Raw genomic sequence first — 20,169 nt, forward strand, 5'->3', positions numbered from 1 at the left:
CGGGTGTGGCTTTCTTGCGTTAACCAACCATTGTCGACAACCACCCGAAGTGCCGATAGCTAGCGCATCGGCAGGGCCTACGGCGCTACATCCACCCACTCGGCGCCCGCGGGCTCGAGAGTGCCAGCGCCGGCCGTGACGCCGGCAACGCGGGCAGCGAGATCAACTGCGCCCGGAGCGTCCGTTGCTAGCGTGAGAACCGCCTGCGCCGCGTAGTCCGTGCCGAGAACTGTCACTCCGTGCTGGCGCAACTCGGCTTCTACGCGTCCGGCATCTGCGTGGGACAAGGCTAAGCGAAATAGCTCACGTCGTTCGCGGACCACGAGGCGGTGCTGGGCTCGAGCTCCATCGATGGCTAGTGCCGCGGTATCTGAGTAAGCACGAATCAGGCCACCGGTGCCCAGAAGGGTCCCTCCGAAATAGCGGGAGACCACGGCGACGCAATCGATGAGCTTGCGGCCATTGAGCACATCAAGGATGGGTCGCCCTGCAGTGCCGGAAGGTTCGCCATCATCATTGGAGCGTCTCACTTGCGAGGGCTCTGTTGCTGAGCCGAGTACGAACGCGGAGCAGTGGTGGCGGGCATCCCAGTGAGCCTTGCGCGCGAGTTCAATGACGTCGCGGGCATCCTCCTCGCTCTCGACTCGCATCACGGTGCAGAGAAAGCGGGAGCGCTTTACTTCGAGCTCGGCTTCAGCCGTGGCGCCGTGGCCTCCGCGAAGCGTGTATTCGAGCATCCACCCATTGTGGCTCATGGGGACAGTGTCTGATGCTTGGCTCTTGGCTCTTGGCGCTTGACGGGTCACATGTGCTGGGTGCTGGGTGCTCTGCGTCGGGCGTAGGCTTGAGAACCATGGAGTTGTTTGCCGTAATCGTTCTATTCGTCAGCGCACTGTTCAATGTCGTCGCCTGGCCCCGCTTCCTCAAGCGTGTGAGCGGCGACCCGCGAGCTCGCGATTCCGCTGGCAAGCCGACGGCGTTTTATCGGGTGCATGCGGTACTGCTAGGGATTGCGATGGCGATCGCAGCGGCATCCGTGTTCGCGGGTATTTTGCTGCTCAGCAGCTAACGCAGCGTTGTCGTCGGAGCGGGTTTTGCTCGCATCCGTGGCGACACTGCCGGCTGTAAGCGGTCAAGGGCGTTGAGGAGATAGTCGCGGAGCACGTTCGCGTGGAGGTATCGTGATCGTGGTTCCACCAAGTGGGCAGCTCTGTAGTCGGCGCCGCGTTCGTGACGTTCCGTGGAAGTTCTCGGCGTTAACCCGGGTATGTGGGTGGAGTTGTCAGTATCGTCGCCCAGTATAGGGAGTATGAGTTTTGTGCTCCCTTCGCTGCGGAACCCCCGCCGCACCATCGGTGATCGAACCTTCGATTTTTCGCAGCGCGTGGCGGTGATGGCGATCGTCAACCGCACGCCCGATTCCTTCTACGACGCCCGCGCAAACTATGCGCTCGAAGATGCCGTGGCAGCGTCGCTGCGAGCGGTACGCGATGGCGCTGACTGGATCGACATCGGGGGTGTGCCGTTCGCTCCGGGGGAACCGCTCAGCGTCGAAGAGGAGTGCGACCGCGTGGTGCCAGTTGTCGAGGCGCTACGAGCAGAATCCGACGTCATTATCTCTGTGGACACCTTCCACTCAGAAGTTGCACGGCGCAGCATCGCCGCCGGAGCCACGGTGATCAACGACACCACGGGGCTCAGCGATCCCGATCTTGCCCGCGTTGTCGCCGACAGCGAGGCGTCGCTAATCCTGGTGCATTCGCGGGCCCAGCCACGAACCCAGTTCGCTCGTCCGCAGTATGACGATGTCGCTATTGAGGTACGGGACTTTCTCCAGAGCCGAGTCGAGCGGGCTATGGACGCGGGGGTTCCGGATGACCGTCTCTTTGTTGATCCCGGGCATGACCTCAACAAGAACACGCTGCATAGCCTTGAGCTCACGCGTCGCCTCGATGTGATCACCGACCTGGGTCTGCCCACGCTCGTCGCCCTATCGAACAAAGACTTTATCGGTGAAGTGCTCGAAAAGCCGAAGCGCCAGCGTCTCGAAGGCTCACTCGCGGCCGCAGTGGCTTGCGTCCTGAACGGCGCCCGCGTCGTGCGCGTGCACGAAGTGGCCGAGACGGTGGATGCCGTACGAATGGCTGAAGCGATTCTTGGGCTCCGCGAGCCGGCGGTGCTGAAGCACAACATGTCCGACGCCAACGAAAGATAGACCGTGGCCGCTGCATCCGACATCCACTCCCTGACTGCAGGAACTGCACTGACCGACGAGCAACTGCTCGCGAGCTACGCCGTGGCTGATCGAGCGAAGCCGTGGTTGCGCGCTAACTTCGTGTCGAGCATCGACGGGGCCGCTACTCACGAGGGCGTTTCGGGAGGTCTCGGAACACCGGCGGACGGTCGCGTGTTTCCGCTGTTACGCAGACTCGCGGATGTCATCGTCGTGGGAGCGGGCACCGTGCGTCACGAGGGCTACCGCAATCTCGCCCTCGACGAGGAGTCGGTGTCCTGGCGAACCGCAAATGGACTCAGCGCGCAGCCGCCCTTCGCGATTGTCACCGCATCACTGCGGCTGGAGCCAAAAGACCTCGAGTCGTACGCCACACGGCCGTTCGTGATCACCACCGAGAAAGCCTCCGCTGAGCAACGCAAACGTATCGAAGAAGTCGCGGACGTCATCGTTGCGGGGGAGTCGCAAGTCGACACGGTGGAGTTGAAGCACGTGCTGACGGAGCGCGGGTATCCTCAACTGCACAGCGAGGGCGGGCCGACACTGTTTGCGACGATGATCGCTCAAGGGGTTGTCGACGAGCTGTGCCTTACGGTGAGTCCACGCCTCGAGGGCGGTTCTGCGCGCCGCATTGTCGACGCCGCCGATGCGACCCCGCAAGACATGATGCTGGCCCACGCGCTAAGCGCTCCCGATGGGACGCTGCTGCTGCGCTACACGCGCCCGTAATCGCGCTGGCTCCTAACACTCGACGACGTTGACGGCGAGGCCACCCATCGACGTCTCTTTGTAGCGCGAGCTCATATCCTTGCCGGTCTCGGCCATCGTGATGATGACCTCGTCGAGCGAGACCCGGTGGGTGCCGTCGCCCCACAGCGCCATCTTGGCGGCGTTAATGGCCTTGGCCGCAGCAATGGCGTTGCGTTCGATGCAGGGAATCTGCACTAGGCCGCCGATGGGATCACACGTGAGTCCGAGGTTGTGTTCCATCGCGATCTCCGCAGCGTTCTCGACCTGCTCGGGCGTGCCGCCCAAAATCTCGGCCAAACCCGCAGCCGCCATAGAGGAGGCTGAGCCGACCTCTCCCTGGCATCCGACCTCTGCGCCCGAGATGGAGGCCATGCGCTTGTAGAGCACGCCCACAGCGGCGCTGGCCAGCAAGAAGCGCACGGTAGCGTCATCCTTCATCGCTTGATCGGCGTCTTTCATGCCGGGAGCGTAATGCGTCGCGTAGAACAGCACGGCGGGGATGATGCCAGCAGCGCCATTAGTGGGGGCGGTGACCACGCGGCCACCAGATGCGTTCTCTTCGTTGACCGCGAGGGCAACGAGGTTGACCCACTCTTGCCAGAAAGCCGGGTCGCGATCGGGGTCTTCGGTGCGCAGTCGCGCGTGCCAATCAGGAGCGCGGCGGCGCACATTGAGTGTGCCCGGCAAGTTGCCGGTTCGCTCGAGGCTGTTGTTCTTGCACTCGTCCATGACGTCGCGGATGTGAAGCAGGCCGGCGCGAACCTCCGCCTCAGAGCGGCGGGCAAGCTCGTTGCGCAACATCACGCCACTGAACGAAAGGCCCTCGGAACGGCAGTGCGCGAGCAGCTGCGCCGCCGTGCGGAAAGGCAAGGGATCCGCAACGTGATCGAGACCGTTGCTGCCATCGCGGTTGTCTCCCTCGCGATAGATGAAGCCACCGCCGATGGAAAAGTAAGTTGCTTCGAGAACGGGCTCGCCGGCATCCGAGAATGCGGCAAAACGCATACCGTTCGGATGCCCGTCGAGCACAGTCAGCGGGTGCAGGGCAATCTCGGCCTCGCGGAACGGCACTTCGCGACTGCCGGCCAGACTGAGAGTTCCGGTCTCTTCGATCCTCGCGAGAATCTCTTCCATCTCGGTGGGAAGAACTCGGTCGGGGAGTTTGCCCTCCAAACCGATCAGCACAGCGCTCATCGTGCCATGGCCTGCACCGGTTGCGGCGAGGGAACCATAGAGGCGCACATTCACTGTGGCGACAGAGTCGAGCATCCCGTGCTCGGCAAGATCAGCGGCGAAGGACGCCGCAGCGCGCATAGGGCCAACGGTGTGAGAACTCGAAGGGCCGATGCCGACCGTGAAGAGGTCGAAGCTGCTGAGCGGCACTTCTTCGAGAGAAGGAGTGGGTACTTCGGTGGTGGGGGTCAGATTGCGAATGGCCACGGTGACTCCATTTCTTCACCGCACAGCGTCGTACGGGCGTCGTTGAGTCCTCTCCGCTCTGTATTGGGCCTGAGAGTTTCCGCACGCTTGTGGCGTCGCGTTGCCCCGTCGGCGAGTCGGGCAGGGCCGACTACTTTTCAGAGTTGCCTATCCACTGCGGTACTGGGGCCTGAGAGATTCCCGGAGAGGGTTTGCTCCTACGGCGCCAACCATCGATCGGAAGGACTCTCCCGCGGCGGAATGACGGCTGTTCACTTGTGCCCTCAGCATACACTCGGGGCCGATTTGGCGGCCGGAAATGTGCACTGAAACAGGTGCTCAGTCGAGCACGCGCGGCCGACGGAGAGCCGTGCTCGCGCGTGCCCGCTGTGTTCGTTAGTCTTCGGGGTCGCTCGGGTCGATGGGAGCGTGGTGATCGGCATCCGTGACACCGCGACGCCAGTAGCCGTCGGCTGTTACCTGCTGTTTGGGGAGCCCCAGCTCGCGCCGAAGGTAGCGGCGCAGCGGCACCAAGGTTGTCGCTTCGCCGGCGAGGAACACGAAGGTGGATTCGCCAATCTCACCGAGGGCACGCAGCGCAGCTTCCAGCTGTCCGAGGCCATCGCGACGGTAGAACCACTGGGCGTCCATACGGGCTTTGAGCTCCTCGCTGAAGTAACTCTCGACGCTCTCGTCGGCCACGTCGAACAGCGCGGTGATGCGCACCGAGGTGGGCAACATTTCGATCCAGCGCGATGCAGCCGGAAGCGCGGTTTCGTCGGCGATCAGGATGACGTGCGTTGCCCCCTGCGGGAGAAGCTTCGAGCCGCGCGGTCCAGCAATGACGATCTCGTCGCCGACTTTTGCCTTTCCGGCCCAGGCGGAGGCGGGACCTTCGTCACCGTGGACGACGAAATCGATGTCGAGTTCGTGGTGCCCGTCGTGGCTGCGGAAGCCGAGCGGGGTGTAGTCGCGGGAGAAGACCTTACCCTCGCCGACGCGCTTGAGACCCTCTTCAGTCATGGTGGGTGCCGTCAAAACACCGGTAGCGGGGTCGGGGAAGAACGCCTTGACGTGATCGGTGGGGCCGCTGCTGATAAACCCCTCGAGTTCGTCTCCGCTGAGCGTGATGCGAGCGATCGACGGGGCGGGGTAGTTCACGGCGCTCACCGAAAGACGGCGTGCGGCGAGAGGGTGCTTGACGGATTCGCGTTCAAAAGTCATAGATTGTGGGCGCGAGGCGCCGGCTCATTTCGCTAAGAAGTTAGGGTTACCTAACTACTGTAGCTCGCCGGGCTGGTGAGGGCTAGGGAGAGTTGCTTCGAATTGCCTTGAAGCGTCCACGCGCTGAGGTTCTTAGCCCTGAGGCTACGAGCCGTTGCGGCGTTCTAGCTCTGGGCGGCCAGCGTCGTGCTGATCGAGATTTCGCCCTCGAGCGAGCGGTGCACGGGGCACTTATCGGCGATGACGAGGAGCGAATCGCGTTGCTCGTCGGTGAGATCACCGTCGAAGGTGAGTTCGCGCGTAAAGTGCTCGACCATTCCCTCGGTCGACGTGCAGTGGTCGCAGTCGGCGGCTTTGATCCGTTCGCGCGTGAGCCGTACGCTGACGCCCTTGAGAGGCATCTTTTTGCGATCGGCGTACATACGAATCGTGATCGAGGTGCAGCTGCCGAGGCCCGCCAAAATGAAGTCGTACGGGGCCGGGCCGTGGTTTTCGCTAAGCGGTGCGGGTTCGTCGGAAATGATCTCGTGACCGGAAGCAAACACGCGCTGTTCGTAGCGCGCGGGGCCGCTCTCGGTGACGATGACCGCACTGCCGTCGACTGTCACTGTGGCGCTCGGGTTGACCACAGACGCTGACGTAGTTGCCGATGCAGGCGCTGACGCAGTTGCAGACGCAGTCGCAGGCGCCGCTGCGGTAGAAGCCGCAGTCGAGTTCGAGGGCGCGGCGTGAGGTGCGGCAGTAGCATCGGCGCGATCGAAAGCGTAGCGGGCGGCCCACGCGGCAATCATGCTCGCAGCGAAGGCAGCGTCATCCCGGTCGCTCAGTAGGTGGTCGGCGCCATCCAAGGCGACGAAGGACTTCGGATGCCGTGCCGCATCGAAAATTTCGCGAGCGTTATCGACGCCCACCGTCTGGTCAATCGGGGAATGCAGCACCAGCAACGCGGCATCCAAGTCCCGTAGGCGTTCGCTTTGCGGCTGAGAAGCGATGTCGTCGAGCAGTTGCTTGCGGATGCGGAAAGGGCGGCCGCCCAATTGAACCGTTGCTTCTCCCTCGGCCACAATCTCGGCGCTGGCGTGGGAGAAGAGGTTGCTGATGTGAGCGGGGTCGCTCGGGCTGCCGAGAGTTGCTACGGCGCGGACTGAGGGCACGCGGTGAGCGGCCGCCAACACAGCGGCACCTCCGAGAGAGTGACCGATGAGGATGGTCGGCGCGCGGTAGTTGTCACGGAGATACTCGGTGGCGGCAACGACGTCGTCAATGTTCGAACTGAAGTTGGTGTTGGAGAAGTCTCCGTCGGATCCGCCCAGTCCAGTGAAGTCGAAACGTAGTACGGCGATGCCGTAATCGCCGAGTGCGCGAGAGATGCGAGACGCAGCGAAAGAGTCTTTGGAGCAGGTGAAGCAGTGCGCAAAGAGCGCATACGCCGAGGGCGTTCCCTCGGGAAGGTCGAGACGGGCGGCAAGCATTGTGCCGTTGGAGCCGGGAAATTCAATCTTCATCGTTCGCTACCGCCTTGTTCTTTACTGCTCCCAGCGTCTCGCAGGGAGTTGCAGAGTGCAACGTCGCCGGGGGCGCGGTTTCTTCCCTTAACCGCACAACGGCCGGCGAAGAGCATGTCTTCGCCGGCCGTTGGAGTGTGGCTAGTTACAGTCCGGAGCCTGCGAGCGATCCGGTGATCTGGTCGCCGGAGGGGTCGTAAATGAGGCACAGGATCTCGCGGTCGCCCTCAGACCAGCTGCCCTCGGTGGGGTAGTACCAGGAGAAGTCGTACACGGAGTCGTCGTACTCGACACCCATGAAGGTGCTGAACTCGGCGTAGCAGTCGTTAGTGGCCTGCTCTTCGATGACGCTGTCACCGGGGAAATCGCCATCGGCGAGGTACGAAGCGGCGTACACTTCAGCGTCGTGCGGCTCAGCGCAGTCGATGGTCTTCGTGCTGGAGACCTCTCCACCGTCTTGGTTGCCGACTTCGCAGTCACCAATAACGAGGCTGAAAATGTCTTGCGTGGTGCCCGGGCCGGAGTCAACGGCGTCACTGATTCCGTTGGTGACCTGATCGAGGATGCTGCATCCGCTCAGGGCCACGGCGGCGGCGGCTACCGCGGCAATGGCGATCGTGCGGCGCCAGATTGTCTCTGTCGACATAGAAGTAGGTCTCTTTCGTGTGAATGTGTCGCGCTTCGTACTGCATAAGCCTACTTAACACAGGCTTTCCACAGGTAACGAAAGAGGGTGAACTTCTAGTGAGATCGAAGAAAGTTCAACGAATCGTTATGAAGAATGCCGTTGGTGGCGAGCGCACTGCCGTGCCAGGGGCCTTCTTCGCCGTCAATCGAGGTGAAACGTCCGCCGGCCTCCTGCACGATAGGGATGAGCGCCGCCATGTCGTAGGGCTGCAAATCGAATTCGCCCACGAGATCTAGCGCGCCCTCAGCGAGCAACATATACGCCCACATATCGCCGATGGCACGCGAACGCCACGTGGCGCGCGTGAGCGCAATAGCGGCATCCAAGCGACCTGCGCCATCCCACCCCGACAGGCTGTTGTAGCTGATGGATGCGGCATCCAGCGCAGCAACCTTGCTGACGAAAATCTGCTCGGCCTCGCCATCGCGGGCCTGCGCGAACGCCCCGTGCCCGGTTGCGGCCCACCAGCGCTTGCCGAGAGCCGGCGAGCTCACGACACCCACTTGCGGAACGCCGTCGATCACGAGCGAAATCAGGGTGCCCCAGATCGGTACTCCGCGCAAAAAGTTCGAGGTGCCGTCGATCGGGTCGATGATCCACTGACGGTTCGAGTCACCGGCCTCGCCGTACTCTTCGCCGAGAATCGAATCGCCCGGGCGTGCAGCAGCAATGCCGGCACGGATGCTGCGCTCGACAGCCTTGTCGGCATCCGTTACCGGAGTGCGGTCAGGCTTCGTCGTGACCTCAAGATCGAGCGCGGTGAAGCGGTCGAGGGAGATGAGGTCGGCATCGCCTGCGAGAGCGAGGGCCAGAGAAAGATCGTCGGCGAGAGTGTATTCGGTCACAGTTACACGCTAGCGGAACCGAGCGTCGTGATGAGCCGTTGGAACGAGTCAAGACGTAGCCGGCCGACCTCGCCAAGAGCGCCGGAAGCGACAGCCTCGGAGATGGCGCAGTCGGGAGCATCCGGCAGGTGCGTGCAGCCGCGGGGGCAGTCTTCAGCGAGTTCGGCGAGATCAGTGAATGAAGAAAGAATCTTGCTCGGGTCGATGTGCCCGAGCCCGAACGAACGTACACCCGGGGTATCAACGACCCAGCCAGAGCCGACGCGGTACGACATCGTTGACGATGAGGTGTGGCGCCCACGACCGGTAACCGAGTTGACGCGTCCCACCGCACGATTGGCATCCGGTACCAGGGCATTGACGAGCGTGGACTTGCCCACGCCCGAGTGCCCAACGGCCACCGTCGTGTGGCCTTCGAGAGCAGCGCGCAACTCGTCGAGGGGAACCTCATCAGAGCGGCTCGCGATGACCTTCAAGTCGAGACCGGCAAAGTTCTCCAAAAACGGCGCCGGATTTTGCAAGTCAGTTTTAGTGATGCAGAGAATCGGATCGATTCCAGCGTCGTACGCAGCAACAAGATAGCGGTCGACGAGTCGCGGTCGCGGCTCCGGGTCTGCTGCGGCAACAACAATGAGCATCTGGTCGGCGTTAGCGACAATGATGCGTTCGACGGCATCCGTGTCGTCGGCGCTTCGGCGCAACAGTGTGGTGCGTTCGCGAATGCGCACAATGCGCGAGAGGGTTCCTTCGGTGCCGCTCGTGTCGCCGACGAGATCAACCCAGTCGCCCGTGACAACAGAAACCTTGCCGTGCTGGTTGCGGCCTAGCTCACGAGCGCGGGCGGCAATGATCTGGCGTTCTTCGGGGGTTCCTTCGGCAACCCAGACGCCGTAGCGGCCGCGGTCGACGCTGAAGACGCGCCCTTCGATGGCATCCGAATGCTGCGGGCGAATTTTGCTGCGTGGCTTGTTGGCTTTGGGGTTCGGGCGCATGCGCACCGAACTCTCGTCGTATTCGCTGTAGGCGCGGTCGTCATCATCGTCGTCACCTGTGAGCCAACTCATCGTTAGAGCAGCCCGAGGGTGTCGGTGGTGAGGGGTGCGTCGCCGACCAGCGTGCGCCACAGCTCGGGGAACTGGGGGAGCGTCTTAGCGGTTGACTCGATGCCCTCGATTTCGATGCCCTCGATGGCAAGGCCAATGATGGCGCCGGCTGTCGACATCCGGTGATCTTCGTAACTGTGCCAGATGCCGCCGTGCAGATCGGCGGGCTCGATGTGAAGCCCATCGTCGAGTTCGGTGACGGATCCGCCGAGTGCGTTGATCTCGGTGCGCAGAGCAGCAAGACGGTCGGTTTCGTGTCCGCGCAGGTGGCCGATGCCGGTGATTGTGCTGGCGGAGGACGCCAGCGCTGCAAGAGCGACGATCGCGGGAGCGAGTTCGCCGCCCGTGGAAAGGTCGAGCTCGATTCCCGGGTAGCGCTGACCGCCAACGACTCCCGCGCCTCCGTCGATCGTGAGCGCGCCATCCTTGCGAATGGCGGTTGCGCCGAACAGCGGAAGCAATTGCTCAAGATCGGCGCCCACCTGCGTGGTGGTATCGGGCCAGCCCTCAATCGTGACTGTTCCGCCCGCGACGACAGCGGCAGCCAAGAAGGGAGCAGCGTTAGAGAGGTCAGGTTCGAGAACGACATCGATGGCGCGGATCGGTCCAGCGGGAACAACCCACACGCCAGGCTCGGGGCTTTCGACAACAACGCCGCGCGCAGCGAGGCACTCAATCGTCATCTCGATGTGCGGCATGCTCGGTAGTTTTTCGCCGGTGTGACGCAGCGTCAAGCCACTCTCAAAGCGAGCCGCTGCGAGTAAGAGCCCAGAGACAAACTGGCTGGATGCGGAAGCATCGATGCTGACTTCGCCACCGGCTACCTTTCCCATGCCGTACAGGCTGAAAGGAAGGGTGCCGCGGCCGTCGTCGGAAACATTGACGCCCAAAGCGCGCAACGAGTCAATCGTGGTGCGCATCGGGCGACGGAGAGCTGCTTCGTCACCATCGAACGCGACAGGGCCGAGTGCGAGAGCGGCAACGGGGGGAAGGAAGCGCATGACGGTGCCCGCGAGGCCGCAGTCGATGGATGTTCCGCCCTCGAGTTCACCGGGGGTGACCTGCAGGTCGGGGCCGAAAGCATTGCCGGTCGGGATCTCCGTGATTCCGACACCGAGCGCGCGCAAGGCCTGGATCATCAGGGCGCTGTCGCGGGAGTGCAGCGGAGAGTGCAGGCGCGAGGGGCCATCAGAGAGCGCCGCCAAGATCAATTCGCGGTTCGTGAGGCTCTTACTGCCCGGCAAACTCAGCGATGCCGAGAGTGCGTGAGTGACGGTCGGCGCCGGCCAGTTTCCGGGCACCGTGGTGTCTGGCACCGTCTCGTCGTCATACGGGCTGAACTCTGGGTTGGAATACTTAGATACGAACATCAGTTACTAAGAGTATCGGCGTTTTAGACCCCACGGAGGAGGCGCCCGTATGACAGCAGTACTGAGTACTCAGCAGGATGTAGTGATCAGCGAACTAGAATTGTCGCTAATGACTACCGACAGAGTTGAGCCCAGCGCCACTGATGCTGCCGCTGACGACAAGCGACGACAGTTTGAAGAGCAGGCGCTGCCCTTTATGGACCAGCTTTTTGGCGCCGCAATGCGCATGACCCGCAATCCCACCGACGCCGCAGATCTCGTTCAAGAGACCTTTGTCAAGGCGTTTCAGGCATTCGGTCAGTTTCAGCAGGGCACAAACCTGAAGGCCTGGTTGTACCGCATCCAGACCAACACGTTCATCAACATTTATCGTAAGAATCAGCGGAACCCGTATCAGGGCACCATCGATGAACTCGAAGACTGGCAGTTGGGCGGCGCAGAGTCGGTCACTCAGTCGGTTTCGACGCGTTCGGCTGAAGCAGAAGCCATCGATCACCTGCCTGACAGTGCGGTGAAGGATGCCCTCCAGTCGATCCCCGAAGACTTCCGCCTCGCGGTCTACTTCGCCGACGTCGAAGGCTTCTCATATCAAGAGATCGCCGACATTATGAAAACCCCTGTAGGCACCGTAATGAGCCGACTGCACCGTGGCCGTCGCATGTTGCGTGAACTACTGGCCGACTACGCGCGTGACCGCACCCCCGGCACGCCAGCAGCATCAAGGAGCACCAAATGACCGACTGCGGTTGCGAAAAAGCAAAAGCCGAACTCGAGGAATACCTCGACCGCGAACTCAACGAAGCCGATTTTCAAGATGTTTCGGATCACCTTGACAACTGCGAGTCCTGCTCAAGCGAACACCTCGTTGCTCTCGCACTAAAGCTCAAGGTCAAGCAGGCCTGTCGTGAGACAGCGCCCGATAATCTGCGGAGCGCAATTCTGTCGAAGCTGGCAGACGCCTAACAAGAACTCCCACGCTGAGCACCCTGAGTGCTCACCGCATAACAAAAGCGGGCATCCTCCGAAGAGGATGCCCGCTTTTCGTTAACGCGGTTGCAGTTACGGCTGGGTAATCGCGTGGTCTATCAGTTCAGCCTGCTCGAGAGCGCTGCGCTTCGACGAACCGGTCGCCGGTGAGGCGGATGCCGGACGCGAGGCGAGCTTGATGTCGCGCGACTGAATGTGGCGCTGCAGTTCCAAACTAATGAACGGCCAAGCACCCTGGTTCTCAGGCTCATCCTGAGTCCACACGATGTCAGCGTTCGGGTACTGGTCGAGCACCGTCGTCATGTCGGCAACGGGGAGCGGGTAGAACTGCTCCATGCGCACGACGGCGATGTGCTTGATCTCGCGCTTGTCGAGCTCAGCGACGATGTCGTAGTACGTCTTGCCCGAGGTGACGATAACGCGAGTGACGGCCGACTTGTCGTCGAGACGAACATCGTCAATAACGGGTTCGAAGCGACCACTCGTGAAGTCAGCGACGTCGCTCGTGGCACCGCGCAAGCGAAGCATCGCCTTGGGGGTGAACACGATCAACGGGCGACGCGGACGCGAGTACGCCTGACGACGCAGCAAGTGGAAGTACGACGCGGGAGTCGACGGGCGAGCCACGATCATGTTGTTCTCGGCACACATCTGGAGGTAGCGCTCGATGCGGGCAGACGAGTGATCGGGGCCTTGACCCTCGTATCCGTGCGGAAGCAGCATGACAACGCTCGAGCGCTGCGACCACTTCTGCTCGGCGCTCGAGATGAACTCGTCGACGACGATCTGGGCACCGTTGGCGAAGTCACCGAACTGGGCTTCCCACATGACGAGTGCGTCGGCGCGCTCTACCGAGTAGCCGTACTCGAAGCCGAGTGCCGCGTACTCGCTGAGCAGCGAGTCATAGATCCAGAAGCGTGACTGGTTCTCTGAGAGATTCTGCAGCGGCAGCCACTCTTGGCCGTTTTCGCGGTCGTGAAGCACCGCGTGGCGCTGCACGAAAGTGCCTCGACGAGCATCCTGACCGGCCATACGAACCGGGGTGCCCTCGAGGAGCACGGAACCGATGGCGAGCAACTCAGCGAAGGCCCAGTCGATGCCACCCTTGCGGCTCATGTCGGTGCGCTTCTTGAGTAGTGCCTGCAGCTTCTTGTGAACCGAGAAGTTGGCCGGAGGGTTGGCGTGGGCGTCACCGATGAGGTGAACAACGCTCTCGTCGATTCCCGTTGTGATGGGCTCGCCGATGGCGTCGTCGCGCTGCGAACCGGGACGCTCAAGGTCAGAAACTCCATTGCCGTCCTTGGTGAGGATAGGAATCGAACCGGTCTGAGCGGCATGCGTTTCGGCGAAAGCGCGCTCCAGGCGGTCTTGGAAGTCCTGGTGGCTTGCTTCGTACTCTTCCTGAGTGATGTCGCCACGACCGACGAGGCCCTCGGTGTAGAGGGTACGAACGGAGCGCTTGGCTTCAATCAGGTTGTACATGAGCGGCTGCGTCATCGAGGGGTCGTCACCCTCGTTGTGACCGCGGCGGCGGTAGCAAATCAGGTCGATAACAACATCGCGGTGGAACTTCTGGCGGTACGCGAACGCGAGCTCTGCAACGCGAACAACGGCCTCAGGGTCATCACCGTTCACGTGGAAGATCGGAGCCTGGACCGTCTTGGCAACATCTGTCGAGTATTGCGACGTGCGGCCTTCGCTCGGCGGAGTCGTGAAGCCAACCTGGTTGTTGATGTTCACGTGGATGGTGCCACCCGTGCGGTAGGCACGCAGCTGCGACATCTGCAAGATTTCAACAACGATTCCCTGACCAGCCATCGCGGCATCGCCGTGAACCATGACGGGCAGAACGGCGTACGAGCCGATGGGGCGACGGTCCTGCTTGGCGCGGACAATGCCTTCAAGCACACCATCGACAGCTTCAAGGTGCGATGGGTTGGCCGCGAGGTAGACGGGAATCTGGCGACCGTCAGCAGCGGTGAAAGTGCCCTCGGTGCCGAGGTGGTACTTGACGTCACCCGAACCCTGAACGGTGCGCGGGTCTTGGGTTCCCTCGAACTCGCGGAAGATCTGACCATAGGTCTTTCCGGCGATGTTCGTGAGCACGCTCAGGCGGCCACGGTGAGCCATACCGATGGCAACCTCTTCAAGGTTGGCTTCAGCGGCCTTCTGAATGACGGCATCCAGCAGAGCAATCGTGGACTCGCCACCCTCAAGGCTGAAGCGCTTCTGCCCGACGTACTTGGTCTGCAGGAACGTCTCGAAAGCTTCTGCCTCGTTGAGCTTGCCTAGGATGCGCATCTGCTCGTCGTGGGTCGGCTTCGTGTACGGCTTCTCAACATGATCCTGAATCCAGCGACGCTGTTCAGGGTCTTGAATGTGCATGTACTCGATGCCAACGGTGCGGCAGTAGGCGTCGCGCAGCATTCCGAGAATTTCGCGGAGCAGTGCCTGGCGCTTGCCACCGAAACCACCCGTGACGAACTCGCGATCGAGATCCCAGAAGGTAAGACCGTGGCTCGAAATGTCGAGGTCGGGGTGCGAACGCTGACGGTACTCCAGCGGGTCGGTGTCAGCCATGAGGTGACCGCGAACGCGGAAGGAGTTGATGAGCTCGTGAACGCGCGAGGTCTTGTTGATGTTGTCAGCAAGGTCGACGCTGATGTCGTTCGCCCAGTGGATGGGGTCGTACGGGATGCGCAATGCGGCGAAGATGTCTTCGTAGAAGTGGTTCTCGCCGATGAGACGCTCGTGAATCTTCTTGAGGAACTCGCCGGAACCAGCACCCTGAATGACGCGGTGGTCGTAGGTGCTCGTCAGCGTGATGGTCTTGCCGATACCCAGCTCAGTGAGGGTGCGAAGGCTTGCACCCTGGAACTCTGCCGGGTACTCGAGGGCGCCAGCGCCAACGATCGTTCCCGAACCGCGCATGAGGCGGGGAACCGAGTGTTCGGTACCGATGCCGCCGGGGTTGGTGAGCGAAATGGTGTTGCCCATGTAGTCAGCGCCGGTGAGCTTATTGGCGCGAGCGCGAGACACTACATCTTCATAGGCGGCAAGGAACTCGCCGAAGCCCATGGTTTCAGCATTCTTGATGCCGGGAACAACGAGAGAGCGCGTGCCGTCAGGCTTCGGCATGTCGATGGCGATGCCGAGGTTGATGTGCGCGGGAGTAACAACCGAAGGCTTTCCGTCGGGCTCGTCGTAGAAGACGTTCTGGCTCGGAAACTCCTTGAGGGTTTCGATGATGGCCCACGCGATGAGGTGAGTGAACGACACCTTGCCACCGCGAGCACGCTTGAGGTGGTTGTTGATAACGATGCGGTTGTCGATCATGAGCTTCGCCGGAATGGTGCGAACGCTCGTGGCGGTCGGAACCGTGAGGCTCGAGTCCATGTTCGAGGCGAGAGCCTTGGCTGCACCGCGCAGTGGAGCGACGACGTTCTCGGCCTTGGGCTTGGCGTCAGCCTCAGCCTTCAACGTCTCGATGGGAGTCGTGGTGGGGGCCTCGGCCGGAATTGGCTGGGGCTTCGCTTGGACCGACGTCGTGCGGGCGACAGGCTGGCTGCCCGTGCTGGGGTTGCCCTCATCCACGAACGGCTTCTCAGCGGGTGCTGCTGTAGGAGCTGCAGGAGCGGCTTCGCTGGCGGCCTGCGGTGCAGCGGGCGTCGTCGCCGGTGCTGCAGCTGACGCATCCGGCGTCGTTGACGCGGGAGCCGGTGTGGTGGGAGCTGAGTCTTTCGAAGGGTTATAGGTCTCGAGGAAGGGCCACCACGCCTCATCCACAAGATTCTTGTCTTCGAGGTACTTTGCGTACATCTCGTCGACCAACCATTCGTTGGCCCCGAAGTCGCCCGAGGAGTCTCCGTCCGCTGCGATTCCGGTTACTTGGCCTGACACGTCAAACCGCCTACTTTCAGTTCTGGTGTTCACTTCAACGACGCGCAGTCTGCGCGCCAGACATCCCCACCAATGTTAATCGCTTTGTTGTGCGTCTGCTGGTCGTGAGGCGGCGATCTTCGTTATTTTCATGACTTTTTTGCAGATTGTTTTCGAGTAGTGACCTTTAGGCTCGTGACCATGGATTTCTACGAGACCACGCCCACCCACGATTTGACCTACTCAGACGTGTTTTTGGTGCCGAGCCACTCGTCGGTGGGGAGCCGGATGTCGGTTTCGCTCGCCCCGGGAGACGGTACCTCGGCCACCATCCCTCTCGTTGCTTCGAACATGAACTCCGTCACGGGCCCACGCTTGGCCGCGAGTCTCGCTCGCCGCGGTGGACTCGGAGTGCTGCCGCAAGACCTCAGTGACACCGACATGGCGGATGCTCTGGCCTGGGTGCGCGCCCAGCCCATCGATCTCGACTCCGCGGTGTTCTTGAGCCCGCAGGACACCGTGGAGCAAGCGCTACTTCTGGTTCCACCGCTCGCGGGCCACGGCGTGGTGTTGATGAACGACGGCGCGCTCGCCGGGGTGGTGGATGCCGAACGTCTGGCCACTGCGTTGCCCGGTGCTGAGCTGGGCGATATCGCCGGCGCTGACACCCACGCCATTGAGCGCGCAGACTTCGGTAGTGCCCGCGAGCTCTTCGATCTTCTGGTGGAGCGCGACCTTAACTTCGCTCCTGTTGTGGATGGTGGCGCGGTAGTCGGCACCACAAGTAAGACAAGCGCGCTCCGTTCCACTCTCTATATGCCAGCGCTCGACAGTGAAGGCAAGCTCGCCGTCGCTGCCGCGCTCGGAATTAACGGTGACGTTGCCGCGAAGGCTCGCGCCCTCGTCGCTGCTGGCGCGAGCACCCTCGTTCTTGACACCGCGCACGGCCATCAAGAAGGAATGGTGCGAGCTGTTGAGATCGTGGCCGCGCTTGACTTGGGCGTACCGATTGTCGCCGGCAATGTCGTGACGAGTGCCGCCGTTCGCGATCTCGTGGGCGCGGGCGCCACGATCATCAAAGTCGGCGTTGGGCCCGGCGCCATGTGCACCACGCGCATGATGACCGCGGTCGGTCGCCCCCAGTTCTCTGCCGTGCTCGAAACCGCGGCAACCGCTCGTGAACTCGGCGCGCACGTGTGGGCAGACGGCGGCGTGCGCTACCCGCGTGACGTGGCGCTCGCGCTCGCGGCGGGCGGAGCATCCGTCATGATCGGCTCGTGGTTTGCCGGCACGATCGAAGCGCCGGGAGAGTTGCGCACCGACGACGTCGGCGCTCTCTACAAGACCAGCTGGGGAATGGCATCCACAAAGGCCGTACGCGCTCGCTTCGGCGGGCTCGACGCCTACGAACTCGCGCGCAAGGAACTCTTTGCGGAAGGTATCTCGGGCTCGAAAATCTACCTCGACCCGGCTCGCCCGTCGATCGATGACCTTGTTGACATGATCACCTCGGGAGTGCGCAGTTCGTGCACCTACGCCGGTGCTGCAAACCTGCGTGAGTTTCGGGAGCGCGCCCTCGTGGGAATCCAGTCGGCAGCAGGGTACGAAGAGGGCAAAGCCTTGCCTGTGAGCTGGTAACGCAACTCTCGTTTCCCAGCGATTTGTCCTATACTCAAGCCCATAATGGACGACCCTCCCTCTAGTTGTCGCCGGAGCCACGCTCCGTGCGACCATCACTTGTTTTTCGCCCGTTCTCTACCTACCTCCGCGGCTGGAGGTGATCTGTCATGAATGAATGGCTTCTCTTCGCCGCTGGCCTCGTGCTGACTGTCGGCACCGGCTTCTTCGTCGCCTCCGAATTCGCGCTCGTGAACCTCGATCGTTCAGACCTCGAAGCTCGTCAAGAGCGTGGCGAGAAGCGACTCGCAACCACCATCGCGGCGCTCAAGCACACCTCGACTCACCTCTCGAGTGCTCAGCTCGGCATCACTCTGACGACACTGCTTGCGGGCTACACCCTCGAACCTGCTTTCAGCACCTGGCTAGAGGCACCGCTCGGTACCGTCTTGCCTGACGCAGCAGTGACCATCATCGCGAGCATCCTGGCCGTCACCTTTGCCACACTGCTGTCGATGATCGTTGGCGAGCTCGTGCCGAAGAACTTCGCGCTTGCGCTCCCACGAGCCACAGCCAAGTTTGTCGTTCCCTTCCAGGTGCTCTTCACGACGGTGTTCAAACCCGCCGTCAGCCTGCTCAACAACACGGCAAACGGCATCCTTCGTTCTGTAGGAATCGAGCCGAAAGAAGAACTTTCTGGCGCCCGCACCGCTGAAGAACTGACCTCGCTCGTGCGCCGCTCGGCCAGCCAGGGCAGTCTCGAAGCGGACACCGCAACGCTGTTGGCACGCACGCTGGCCTTTGCCGATCACACAGCGCAAGACGTGATGACTCCGCGACCGCGGGTCGACAGCATCGACCGCACCGACAGCGCTCAAGACGTGATCGACCTCGCCAAGCGCACCGGTTTCTCTCGCTTCCCGGTAATCGACGGCAGCATCGACGATGTTGTGGGTCTCGTACACATCAAGCAAGCCGTTGCGGTGCCCCACAAGAAGCGTGCCGACGTGCCCGTTTCGGCTCTGCAGACTGAAGCGCTCCAAGTGCCAGAAACGATGCGACTGGATGCCCTGCTCGCCGAACTGCGCGGCCGCGGTTACCAAATGGCCGTCGTCGTTGACGAATACGGCGGAACCGCCGGAGTCGCGACGCTCGAAGACCTCGTGGAAGAACTCGTCGGTGAAGTCTCCGATGAACATGACCGCTCGAAGGCCGACGTAGTCCGTTCTCGCGACTGGTTTACCTTCCCCGCAATTCTGCGCCCGGATGAGCTCCTCGAGCGCACCGGCGTTGAAGTTCCCGAAGAAGGGCCCTACGAAACCGTGGCCGGTTGGCTCATGAGCGAGCTCGGTCGCGTTCCGCGCACGGGCGACACGATAACCGCCGCAGGCGGAGTGTTCCGCATTGAACGACTGGAAGGTCGACGCATCGACCGCGTGAGGTTTACCCCTGATCCGATTGTCACCGCTACCGATGCCGAGGTGGTGAGCTAATGGACGTCTGGGGAATCATCTGGCTATTCGTACTGCTGCTCGTCAACGCCTTCTTCGTTGGCGCGGAATTTGCCGTTATCTCGGCACGTCGATCGCAGATCGAGCCGCTCGCGGCATCCGGTTCACGTTCCGCAAAGACTGCGTTGTGGGCGATGGAGCACGCGACGCTCATGCTCGCGGCCTGCCAGCTGGGCATCACGGTGTGTTCGCTGCTGATCCTGAATGTGTCTGAACCTGCGATCCACCACTTGCTTGAAGTGCCGCTGGCGCTGACCGGTTTGAGCGAAGAGCTGATCAGCACCATCGCGTTCATCATGGCGCTCATCATCGTCTCGTTCCTGCACGTTGTGCTCGGCGAAATGGTGCCGAAGAACCTCTCGTTCTCGGTGCCCGACCGCGCGGTGCTGATTCTGGCTCCGCCACTCGTGTTCATCGCAACAGTGTTCCGCCCGATCATTGTTGCGCTCAACGCGACAGCGAACGGCATCCTGCGCCTCTTCAAGGTCGAACCTAAGAACGAAGCGAACAGTGTTTTCACGCTCGACGAAGTGGCGACGATCGTCGCGCAGTCGACGCGCGAAGGCGTGCTGACGGATGCCGGTGGCACGCTCACCGGTGCGTTCGAGTTCACGTCGAAAAAGGTTCGCGATGTCGCTATTCCGATGTCGGGGCTCGTCACGCTGCCCGAGGACGCCGCCCCGGCGGACCTCGAGAAGGCTGTAGCTCAACGAGGGTTCTCGCGCTACATTCTGCTGAACGATGCAGGGGAGCCCACCGGCTACCTTCACCTCAAGGATGTTATCGATCTCGACGAGAGCGAGTTCCACGAGCCTGTTCCGCCCAAGCGGATTCGCCAGCTCATTTCGATGTACTGCGAAACCGACCTCGAAGATGCCCTCGCGACTATGCGTCGCTCGGGCGTTCACGTGGCGCGCAGCTTCGACGCCACCGGCGAGACCACCGGTGTGCTGTTCCTCGAGGACATCATTGAGGTGCTCGTCGGCGAAGTGCAGGACGCCACCCGGCGTCGCTAACGACGTTCTCAACTATCGTTGT

At 62.0% G+C, this 20,169-nt stretch carries 17 protein-coding genes and 1 riboswitch; of the genes, 8 read left to right on the plus strand and 9 right to left on the minus strand.

Translation table 11 applies throughout. The features are described 5' to 3' along the window. Positions 1-77 precede the first annotated feature (77 nt). A complete protein-coding gene (locus ACWTV1_RS10790) occupies positions 78-755 on the minus strand; it encodes an IMPACT family protein (RefSeq protein ID WP_498505329.1) in 678 nt (225 codons plus the stop codon). Between the two features lie 98 nt (positions 756-853). Between ACWTV1_RS10790 and ACWTV1_RS10795 the strand changes: the two genes are divergently transcribed. The 3 genes from ACWTV1_RS10795 (at position 854) to ACWTV1_RS10805 (ending at position 2,962) form a co-directional block, all read left to right on the plus strand. Then, the gene (locus ACWTV1_RS10795) at positions 854-1,069 is read left to right on the plus strand and encodes an SCO4848 family membrane protein (protein WP_498505330.1); all 216 of its coding nucleotides are present in this window, start codon (positions 854-856) and stop codon (positions 1,067-1,069) included. 240 nt (positions 1,070-1,309) lie between these two features. Further along, positions 1,310-2,215, plus strand: coding sequence for a dihydropteroate synthase (gene folP / locus ACWTV1_RS10800; protein ID WP_498505331.1), 906 nt, complete (start codon positions 1,310-1,312; stop codon positions 2,213-2,215). Positions 2,216-2,218: 3 nt separating this feature from the next. Beyond that, complete coding sequence (locus ACWTV1_RS10805; RefSeq protein WP_498505332.1) at positions 2,219-2,962, plus strand: pyrimidine reductase family protein; 744 nt, start codon at positions 2,219-2,221, stop codon at positions 2,960-2,962. A gap of 12 nt (positions 2,963-2,974) precedes the next feature. On the opposite strand, the gene ACWTV1_RS10810 is transcribed toward ACWTV1_RS10805, so the two are convergent. The 7 genes from ACWTV1_RS10810 to aroA all read right to left on the minus strand — a co-directional run bounded on the left by ACWTV1_RS10810 (position 2,975) and on the right by aroA (position 11,137). Further along, on the minus strand, positions 2,975-4,423 hold the full coding sequence (locus ACWTV1_RS10810; protein ID WP_498505333.1) for an L-serine ammonia-lyase: 1,449 nt from the start codon (positions 4,421-4,423) through the stop codon (positions 2,975-2,977). A gap of 147 nt (positions 4,424-4,570) precedes the next feature. Beyond that, a riboswitch (glycine riboswitch) is annotated at positions 4,571-4,666 on the minus strand. A gap of 132 nt (positions 4,667-4,798) precedes the next feature. After that, complete coding sequence (locus ACWTV1_RS10815) at positions 4,799-5,626, minus strand: siderophore-interacting protein (RefSeq protein ID WP_498505334.1); 828 nt, start codon at positions 5,624-5,626, stop codon at positions 4,799-4,801. A gap of 164 nt (positions 5,627-5,790) precedes the next feature. Continuing rightward, on the minus strand, positions 5,791-7,131 hold the full coding sequence (locus ACWTV1_RS10820; RefSeq protein ID WP_498505335.1) for a bifunctional alpha/beta hydrolase/OsmC family protein: 1,341 nt from the start codon (positions 7,129-7,131) through the stop codon (positions 5,791-5,793). 145 nt (positions 7,132-7,276) lie between these two features. Next, on the minus strand, positions 7,277-7,777 hold the full coding sequence (locus ACWTV1_RS10825; RefSeq protein WP_498505336.1) for a septum formation family protein: 501 nt from the start codon (positions 7,775-7,777) through the stop codon (positions 7,277-7,279). A 95-nt stretch (positions 7,778-7,872) separates the two neighbouring features. Next, on the minus strand, positions 7,873-8,664 hold the full coding sequence (locus ACWTV1_RS10830; protein ID WP_498505337.1) for an inositol monophosphatase family protein: 792 nt from the start codon (positions 8,662-8,664) through the stop codon (positions 7,873-7,875). 2 nt (positions 8,665-8,666) lie between these two features. Next, positions 8,667-9,728, minus strand: coding sequence for a ribosome small subunit-dependent GTPase A (gene rsgA / locus ACWTV1_RS10835; protein WP_498505338.1), 1,062 nt, complete (start codon positions 9,726-9,728; stop codon positions 8,667-8,669). A gap of 2 nt (positions 9,729-9,730) precedes the next feature. Then, positions 9,731-11,137, minus strand: a complete 1,407-nt coding sequence (gene aroA, locus ACWTV1_RS10840) for a 3-phosphoshikimate 1-carboxyvinyltransferase (protein ID WP_498505339.1) — start codon at positions 11,135-11,137, stop codon at positions 9,731-9,733. A gap of 109 nt (positions 11,138-11,246) precedes the next feature. Between aroA and ACWTV1_RS10845 the strand changes: the two genes are divergently transcribed. Together ACWTV1_RS10845 and ACWTV1_RS10850 are read left to right on the plus strand one after the other, a co-directional pair. Next, positions 11,247-11,873, plus strand: coding sequence for a sigma-70 family RNA polymerase sigma factor (locus ACWTV1_RS10845; protein WP_498505340.1), 627 nt, complete (start codon positions 11,247-11,249; stop codon positions 11,871-11,873). After that, complete coding sequence (locus tag ACWTV1_RS10850) at positions 11,870-12,100, plus strand: anti-sigma factor family protein (RefSeq protein WP_100389918.1); 231 nt, start codon at positions 11,870-11,872, stop codon at positions 12,098-12,100. Before ACWTV1_RS10845 ends, ACWTV1_RS10850 begins: the two co-directional genes overlap by 4 nt. 96 nt (positions 12,101-12,196) lie before the next feature. On the opposite strand, the gene ACWTV1_RS10855 is transcribed toward ACWTV1_RS10850, so the two are convergent. Continuing rightward, positions 12,197-16,024 (minus strand): multifunctional oxoglutarate decarboxylase/oxoglutarate dehydrogenase thiamine pyrophosphate-binding subunit/dihydrolipoyllysine-residue succinyltransferase subunit, encoded by a 3,828-nt coding sequence (locus ACWTV1_RS10855; RefSeq protein ID WP_498505341.1) that lies wholly within the window; start codon positions 16,022-16,024, stop codon positions 12,197-12,199. 180 nt (positions 16,025-16,204) lie between these two features. Between ACWTV1_RS10855 and guaB1 the strand changes: the two genes are divergently transcribed. From guaB1 to ACWTV1_RS10870, 3 genes are all read left to right on the plus strand, one after another. Beyond that, positions 16,205-17,641: a GMP reductase gene (guaB1, locus tag ACWTV1_RS10860; RefSeq protein WP_498505342.1), complete on the plus strand. Its 1,437-nt coding sequence runs from the start codon at positions 16,205-16,207 to the stop codon at positions 17,639-17,641. A 149-nt stretch (positions 17,642-17,790) separates the two neighbouring features. Continuing rightward, entirely contained in the window at positions 17,791-19,113 is a 1,323-nt protein-coding gene (locus tag ACWTV1_RS10865) for a hemolysin family protein (protein WP_498505343.1), read from the plus strand. After that, complete coding sequence (locus ACWTV1_RS10870; protein ID WP_100389922.1) at positions 19,113-20,147, plus strand: hemolysin family protein; 1,035 nt, start codon at positions 19,113-19,115, stop codon at positions 20,145-20,147. The genes ACWTV1_RS10865 and ACWTV1_RS10870 overlap by 1 nt, the downstream gene beginning before the upstream one ends. The last annotated feature ends 22 nt before the right edge of the window (positions 20,148-20,169 follow it).

This window comes from Salinibacterium sp. VpJ6 (assembly GCF_059767345.1).

Coding starts and splice junctions, on each gene's coding strand:
- ACWTV1_RS10790 (WP_498505329.1), bottom strand. CDS start 755: ATGAGCCACAATGGGTGGATGCTCGAATACACGCTTCGCGGAGGCCAC.
- ACWTV1_RS10820 (WP_498505335.1), bottom strand. CDS start 7,131: ATGAAGATTGAATTTCCCGGCTCCAACGGCACAATGCTTGCCGCCCGT.
- ACWTV1_RS10815 (WP_498505334.1), bottom strand. CDS start 5,626: ATGACTTTTGAACGCGAATCCGTCAAGCACCCTCTCGCCGCACGCCGT.
- folP (WP_498505331.1), top strand. CDS start 1,310: ATGAGTTTTGTGCTCCCTTCGCTGCGGAACCCCCGCCGCACCATCGGT.
- guaB1 (WP_498505342.1), top strand. CDS start 16,205: ATGGATTTCTACGAGACCACGCCCACCCACGATTTGACCTACTCAGAC.
- ACWTV1_RS10865 (WP_498505343.1), top strand. CDS start 17,791: ATGAATGAATGGCTTCTCTTCGCCGCTGGCCTCGTGCTGACTGTCGGC.
- ACWTV1_RS10870 (WP_100389922.1), top strand. CDS start 19,113: ATGGACGTCTGGGGAATCATCTGGCTATTCGTACTGCTGCTCGTCAAC.
- ACWTV1_RS10845 (WP_498505340.1), top strand. CDS start 11,247: ATGACTACCGACAGAGTTGAGCCCAGCGCCACTGATGCTGCCGCTGAC.
- aroA (WP_498505339.1), bottom strand. CDS start 11,137: ATGTTCGTATCTAAGTATTCCAACCCAGAGTTCAGCCCGTATGACGAC.
- ACWTV1_RS10825 (WP_498505336.1), bottom strand. CDS start 7,777: ATGTCGACAGAGACAATCTGGCGCCGCACGATCGCCATTGCCGCGGTA.
- ACWTV1_RS10850 (WP_100389918.1), top strand. CDS start 11,870: ATGACCGACTGCGGTTGCGAAAAAGCAAAAGCCGAACTCGAGGAATAC.
- ACWTV1_RS10795 (WP_498505330.1), top strand. CDS start 854: ATGGAGTTGTTTGCCGTAATCGTTCTATTCGTCAGCGCACTGTTCAAT.
- rsgA (WP_498505338.1), bottom strand. CDS start 9,728: ATGAGTTGGCTCACAGGTGACGACGATGATGACGACCGCGCCTACAGC.